Here is a 6,157-nt window from a genome sequence, read left to right as displayed (position 1 = left end):
TCCGTTGAGGTCGTAGGCGTTGATGGGGTCGCTGGGGTATACGTAGGCGTTTGCGTTGCCGCCGGGGACGGGGTCGATGGAGAGGAAGCGTCCGGTGGTGGGGTTGTAGAGGCGGACGCCCATGAGGGTGAGGCCGGTGAGTGTTTCGCTGGAGCGGGTTTTGGCGCCGAGCCAGCCGTAGCGGGTGGGTTGCTGGTCGGGGCGGGGGTTGCCGTATTCGTCGGCGTCCAGGACGGTCGGGGCGGTGGTGGTGTCGAGGGGGAGTTGGAGGGTGATGTCGCCGTGGAGGTTGGCGAGTTGGAGGACGGTGCCGCTGGTGGCGGTGCTGGTGGCGGCGAGGTCGCCGGCGGGGCCGTCGATGTTGCGGGTGAGGTTGCCGCTGGTGTCTTCGGTGATCCAGCGGGGGTTGTCGGAGTCGGAGTCGTAGTGGTTGGTTTTGGCGGCGGTCTGGGTCCAGGTGCCGGAGGTGTTGGTCTCGGTGGTGAAGGCGCGGAAGCGCAGGTTGGAGTCGAGGGTCCAGGTCTGGCGCTGGGTGCCGGCAACCTGCTGCTGGGCGAGGTCGTTGTTGTAGTAGGCGAGGGTGGTGCCGGGCAGGGCGGTGGTGCGGCCGAGGTTGTCGTAGGTGTAGCCGGTGTCGACGAGCCGGTCGGCGCTGTCGTAGGTGGAGTTGGTGGTGGTGGCGCCGGTGGTGGTGCAGTCGAGGCCGACGCCGGCGGTGGCGGTGGCCAGGGCCTTGCGGTTGCTGTTCTTGTCGAAGGTGTAGCTGCGGGTGGTGCAGACAGCGTCGGCGCCGGTGTCCTGGACCTGGGTGAGGCGGCCGGTGTTGTCGTAGGTGTAGGCCTGGGAGGCGGTGACGCCGGGGGTGCCGCCGTGGGTGACGATCTGGCTGTGGGTGTTCTCGCTGACGGTGTCGGCCGCGAGAATCGTGCCGTCGCTGGTGCGGGTGTAGGTGCGGGCGGTGGCTGAGCCGGTGGTGTCCTGTTCGTCGGTCTGGGTGTAGCCGCCGGGCAGGGTCTGGGTGGCCAGGTCACCGTCGGCGTCGTAGCGGGCGGTGAAGGTGCCGGCGACCGAGTCGGTGACCGAGGTGGTCAGGCCGCGCGGGTCGATGGCGGTGTCGTAGGTGTAGGTGGTCGTCGAGGGAACGGTGTCGGTGACCTTCGACGGGCGGTCGAGGCTGTCGTACTCGGTGGTCGTGGTGGCCCCGTCGGCGTCGGTGTAGGTCAGCTGACGGCCGAGCTGGTCGAAGGTCTTGCTGATGGTGCCGCCGGCGGTGGAGGTCTGCTTGGTCGCCAGACCGGTCGCCGGGTCGTAGCTGGTGGTGGTGGCCGGCACGGCCGTTCCGAGGCCGCCGGTGATGGTGACGGTGGTGGGACGGCCCGCGGCGTCGTAGCCGTTGGCGGTGGTGCGGGTGGTGCCGTTGGCGGTCTCGGTGACCTTGGCGACCTGGCCGTCGGTGGCGTACTCGGTGGTCTTGGTCGGCAGCTGGGTGGGGTTGGAGCCGCCACCGGTGATCGCTGCGGCCGGTGCGGTCTGGCAGACCATGTCCGCCCATTCCGGGCGGCCGTTGCAGGTGCCCGTGCCGGTGGCGGAGTAGTAGGTGGTCTGCGTCGCGCCCGCGTCGGTGCCGGTCGAGGCCGGCAGGGCGGTCTTGATGACCCGTCCCTGGGCGTCGTAGGTGGTGGTCGTGGTCAGCGCCAGTCCGCCCGGGTCCTGGGTGCTGGTGGTGGCCACGCCCTTGACCCAGTCGAAACCGGTCGCCACCACACGCGGGTCGGCGGCCAGGGCCGGCCAGGCCCGCAGCTGCGCGGCGGTGGTCTCCTTGGTGACCTGGTCCTTCACCGCGGCGGTGCCGTCGGTGGGGCGGCCGCTGTCGTACTCCTTGAGGGTCTGGGTGCGGGCGATGACCTTGCTGCCGGCCTGCGCGACGGTGGTGGTGCCGCTGAGCAGCTTGGATGCGAGCACGACCTGGTGGATCGGGCCGTCCTCTTCCACTTCGCGGGTGCCGGTGTCGTTGTAGATGCTGGTGGTGGACAGCAGCTGGGCCCGCTCGGCCGAGGCGAGGCTGCTGATACCCAGCCCGGTCAGTTCCGTCTTCTGGGCCGCACTCGTGCCCAGGGCCAGTTCGCGGTTGCCCGCGGTCAGGGACCGGACCGTGTTGCCGAACTGGTCGTACTCGGTGACCGTGATGTGGTGGCCGGGGGTGGCTTCGTTGACCTCACGGCCGGAGGCGTCCAGGTAGTGAATGCCGGCCCGGGTGTAGGAGCCGGAGCTCAGGGCGCTGCCGTCGTTGCCGGCGGGCACCTGGTCCGCGGGGAAGACCGCGGTGGCGTCGCTGGGAACGTCGGTCTGTGCCCAGGAGGCAAGGGCCGAGGCGCCGAGGTCTTCCGGTGCGGCCGTGCCGGTCAGCGGGACGCCGTAGACGATGCTGGTGGCGGCGGTGCCGTTGGTCTGACTGGCGCTGCCCGGGGTGAGCGTCGGGCGGGAGGCCTTGAGCAGCATGCCGTCGCCGGCGGCCGGGTTGGACCCTGCCTGCCCGTAGGTGAACGTCCACGGCAGCTGTCCGGGCGGGGTCAGCGTCGTGATACGGCCGGCGCTGTCGTAGGTGTAGGCCGTCTTCAGCGCGGGGCTGACGCGGGGGTCCCACTGCTCACGCAGCCGGCCGCTGGCGTCGTAGGCGTAGGACGCGACGGTCTGCACGGTCGACAGCGAGGCCCCGGGCACGGTCGACCACAGCTTGATCGCCGAGACCTGGTCCTTGACGTCTCCCAGCGCGGAGCCGGCCGCGGTGGTGGCGGTGGCGTAGACGAACTCCAGCGCCCGGCAGCCCTTGGTCGACGGATCGGCCGCACATGCCGAGGCGGCAACGGCCGGCGTCGGGGCGATGAGCAGCTTGGGGCGGGAGGTCTTGGTCTCGCCCACCGTGACCGCTTCGCTGACGGTGGTGGTCGTGGTGTTGGCCAGGCCCTCCAGGTAGGAGGTGGCGGCGTTCCACAAGGTGGTGCTGCCGCTGACCGCGGTGAAGGTGGTGGTCTCGCCCTCGGAGCTCTTCAGGGTGAAGGTGCCGCTGAAGCTGCCGGTGAGTTCGAAGTCCTCGGCACCGACCTCCGGGATCCAGCCGGTCTTCGCCGCGTTCTGGGTGAAGTTCAGGCGGGTGTCATCACCCGCCGCCCCCACACTCACCGACGTCGCCGACGTTTTGACGAGCACCGTCCACGGGGTGGACGTCTGCTCACCGGCGGCGCCGTAGAGCCACTCCTTGCCGAAGATCGGCGCCTGCTGGCCGGTGCCGGCCCCCGCCTGCGGAGAACGTGAGGAAGCGGTGCGGTCGACCGACAGGCCGAAGAAGGAAGCGTCCTTGTCGGAAAGCGTGTAGTCACCGGTCAGCAGGTTCACCGAACCCGGTCCCACATCCTCGCTCGCGGCGCCGTCAGCGCTGCGGTCGACCGTGGCGTTGACGGGATCGGACGACGCGGAAGCACTGGAGGGACCGGTGAAGTCGGCCCGGATCTGCACTGCCCCGTCAGGAGTGACGGTGGAGGTGGCGTTCCAGGTCAGCTTCGGGCTCTTGCCGCTGGTCAGTGCCACCGGCCAGGCCGACAGCGGCTGACCTGCGACCGTCACGTCACCTGCGGGGATGACGGTCCAGGTGTCGGCCTCGCCGCGGCGCCACGAAAACGTGGCCTTGTCGAACTTCGAACCGTCCGCCTCGGCGGTCAGTGGAAGACGGGCCGCGGTGCGGGTGCCCTCGTCGGGGCTGGTGACACCGCCGGGACCGACGTGGAAGGTGTAGGAGAGGGCCTCGGACTTGTTGTCGGCCTTGTCCGTAGCCCGCACCTGCAGAGTGTTGGTGCCGGCCTTGGCGGGCTTGACGGTGACGTTGACCGGGGTGGTGCCGCTGGTGGCCACCTTCGTCCAGGTCGTGCCGTCCAGCGACCACTCGATGCCGTTCTGGTCGCCCGAGGGGGGCGTCACCTTGAACACGCCCGCCTGGCCGGCACCCTTGACCCACGACGCGGACGGGTAGTCCGTCGAGGTCACCGCGGTCGGCGCGGAGGGAGCGGCCGTGTCCACGGTGAACGTCGCCCACGCCGACCAGTCGTTGTTGTAGTGCAGGCCGTCATAGGGATTGGTGCGGAACTTGTAGGTCTTGCCGTTGGTGAGCAGCCCGGAGGGGACCGTCACCGACGCCGGCTGCCCCGACGGCACGTACGGAGACACCAGGTAGTTGCCGACCTGTGTGCCGGTGGTGGCATCGTCGATCTCGAAGGTGCCGTCGACCTTGTCGTTGTTGACGTCGATGAAGGTGTCGCTCAGCGTCGGCGTCGTGGTGTTGACGTACCAGGTGCCGGCGGCGTCCTGGAAGAACGGCGGACCGGCCTGCTGGTCGGTGCCGGTCTTGGGCCGGTAGTTGTAGGTGACGGTCAGCTTGGGCGGATTCGACGCGGCGTTGGCCGAGTTGAAACGCTTCCACTGCGCGATTGCCGTCTCGCTCGGCGCACGCAGGCCCATGCCGGAGGTGGCGTTCTTCGCCGACGCCCACGTCTGCACCAGGTTGGTGACATCCGCGTTGACCCAGCCGTCCGGTGCCGACGTGCACGCCGTGTTGCCCTTGGTCTCCGTCGAGGTCGCCGAAGCGGTGGCGGCCCAGGTCGGCTGAGCGGTCCAGCGCGAGGCGGTGGAAGCCTTGCCCGTGCTGTAGACGTCCCACGGGTAGGCCTTGCAGTCCGCATTGCCCGAGTGGAAGTTCCACAGGCTCAGCTTCGCGTTCGAGACCAGCGCATCCGAGATCGGTGCGGTGTTCCAGGTGATGAAGGAACGAGCCGTACGGGGCGTGCCGTCGCTGTTGGTCGTGCCCGGGTTGCCCAGGTCCAGCTCGACGTCGCTGGACGAGTCGACGGTCTCACCCTGCTGGACGTAGGTGTCGAAGACGTTGGACAGCGCCGACGTCGAGGGGTCCACCGTGACCGGATACCGCGTCTCGGGATCGGCGAGGAACTTCGCGTCCGGGGTGAAGACCAGATTGATGGTCCCCTGGCCACGGACGACCTGCAGCTTCACCGGCGCCTGGTGAGTGTGCTCTCCGGAGACCTTGTCGACCTGCGCGTCCCACATCACCGGGGCCGGCATCACCGCCTGCTTCTTGCCCTTCTTGTCGGTGAAGAGCAGGCTGCCGTCCTTGTTCTGCACCACCCTCAGGCCCTTGGCCTTCAACGGCAGCGTGTAGGAGTAACCCTCCGCCGAGGGTCGCTCGGTGATCTGGACGAACTGCTCGAACCCGGTACGGGTGGCTTCCACCACCACGTTCCCGTCCGGCACCGCACCACGGTAGGTCGCCCGGTTGTCCTTCAGGACCGGCTTGGGCAGATCGCCCTTCCACTGCAGGGCGATCTGCTGATCGCCCTCCCCCAGCGTCACCAGGTCCTGAGCCCTGCCCGCTCCGCCGGCCGACCGCTCGGTGGCCTTACCACCGCCGGCAAGACGCAGCCCCCGGGGATGCGCCTTGGGCGCCACCCCTCCACCGGCAGCCTGCAGGTCCAGATCGACCGACCGCCAGGCACCGTTGTCCTGGAACCGCACCGGCCCCGCGGACAACTCCGTCGTCAACGAACCATTGGGGTTGACCCACGTCGTCGACGTCTCCGTCCGTTCCCCCAAGGCCTCCACCCGCTTGCCCGACAACCGGGCAAGGACCCGGGCCGATGCCAGATCGGCAGCCGCGGACGCGTAGTGCTTCGCCTTGCTCCCGGAAGCCGCTGCCGCACCCCCCTTCCCGGCCGCCGCCCCCGCGGCGAAGGCCGGCTCTGTCTCAGCAAAAGCTGTCACAGCCATGGCCAGCGCCAGCGAACCGGCTATGCCCCGGCTCCACGACCGCCCACGGCCCAACAGACCAGGTCTGCGTCTGCGCCCGGCCCCCAACCATCTACTCATTCACACTCCCGTTTTCACAAGAACCACACAGTTCACAGCAGCCGAAAAACTAGCCGAACTTAAAAGAAGGCAAAAGACACACAAAGACACCAAGCCCCCGCGTCGCAAAACAAACATGGCAAAGCATTCGCAAAGCCAGAGAAGAAAAGCCAATAAACCACCCCCGGCGTACACGATCAAGCCAACCGATACAGATATCCAGCCACCCCCACAACCCAAAAACCCGCAC

Annotated in this window: 2 protein-coding genes; both read right to left on the bottom strand. The window is 68.8% G+C overall.

The genetic code is table 11. The annotated features are described in order from the left end of the window. On the bottom strand, positions 1 to 5,829 hold a 5,829-nt coding region (locus ACFWXC_RS52755), incomplete at its 3' end, for a DNRLRE domain-containing protein (protein WP_384491466.1). A 148-nt stretch (positions 5,830 to 5,977) separates the two neighbouring features. After that, positions 5,978 to 6,157, bottom strand: a 180-nt coding sequence (locus ACFWXC_RS52750; RefSeq protein WP_384491464.1) for a hypothetical protein, incomplete at its 5' end; no start/stop codon positions are given.

Source organism: Streptomyces sp. NPDC058683 (assembly GCF_042716195.1).
In the GTDB taxonomy this organism is placed as follows: Bacteria; Actinomycetota; Actinomycetes; order Streptomycetales; family Streptomycetaceae; genus Streptomyces.
This window is presented reverse-complemented; position numbering and strand designations above follow the sequence as displayed.